Annotated in this window: 1 protein-coding gene; it reads right to left on the bottom strand. The window is 60.3% G+C overall.

The annotated features are described in order from the left end of the window. Positions 1-20: 20 nt before the first annotated feature. Entirely contained in the window at positions 21-1,190 is a 1,170-nt protein-coding gene (locus AC1DBN_RS21350) for an IS30 family transposase (RefSeq protein ID WP_477724182.1), read from the bottom strand. Positions 1,191-1,229: the final 39 nt, after the last annotated feature.

Below are 1,229 nucleotides of genomic sequence, written 5' to 3'. Positions count from 1 at the left end.
GGATCGGCGGATTCCAGCGGTCATTGCAACAGGAGATTTTCGATCAGTTCGATCGGTTTCTTGAACTCTAGTCTTTTGCGTGGTCGGTCGTTGAGTTCCTGGGCGACCCAGTCGAGGTCTGCGGCGCTATGGATGCTCAGATCGGTGCCCTTGGGAAAATACTGGCGCAGCAGGCCATTGGTGTTTTCGTTGATGCCGCGCTGCCAGGGCGAGTGAGGGTCACAGAAGTAGATCTCGACGCCGGTGTCGATCTTCACGGTTTTCCAGTCCTGCATCTCGATGCCCTGGTCCCAGGTCAGGGAATGCCGCAGCGACTCGGGGAGCGTCTTGATCTTCGCCGTCAGTGCATCACGCATCTGCTCAGCCTTGTACCCGTCCGGCAGGTACACCAGCATCGTGTAATTGGTGCTCCGCTMGACCAGCGTCCCAATCGCGGACTGATTCCCTTTCCCGATGATGAGATCGCCCTCCCAATGCCCTGGCACGGCCCGGTCCTGAACCTCAGCGGGACGTTCGGAAATATTGATCATTCCAGGGATCCGGTTCTTGCGCTGGCCAGCCCGACGGCAGGGCTGCCTGATAGCCCGCCCGGTGCGCAGACACACGGTCAGATCACGCTTCAGCGCCCCGCGGGACTGGACGTAAAGGGATTGGTAAATCGTCTCGGGTGACACCCTCATCTCCGGCTTATCAGGGAACTCAACCCGGAGTCGGCCTGCGATCTGCTCGGGTGAGTACCTCTTGTTCAGGTCTTCTTCAACCTTCGCACGCAGCACCGTGTTCGTGTGCAGTTTCGCTGGTTTCGGGCGCGAGGCCCGCTCATAGGCCAGTGCGTGCGCTGAGGTTGCCCGGTAGGGCAGCCCTGCCACCGAGTTACGCCTTAACTCCCGCGAAATCGTGGAGGCCGCTCTGCCGACCGCCGTTCCGATCTGCCGCAACGATTGTCCCTGGGCGCGCAGTATGGCGATCTCTTCACGCTGGGCGAAAGTCAGGCACCGACCCTTCAGATCACGGCCCCGCCGAGGCCTGACACCACCGGCCTCAAGCAAGACCCTGCGCCCGGTACGCCGGCTCGTATCGATCGGAACAACGGCATCGGTGATGAAATCACCCGCCTGCATCCTGGCCCAAAAAACCTGCAAAAGATCAGGCCTCACATGAATTGAATACCCCGCCATGACAACACCCATCCGCTAAGTGTTGCAATCACCGCGAGAACCCAAGGATCC

This window comes from Pseudarthrobacter sp. 10T415 (assembly GCF_056394175.1).
The sequence above is the reverse complement of the archived record's forward strand: the minus strand, read 5'-3'. Positions and strand labels throughout refer to the sequence as shown.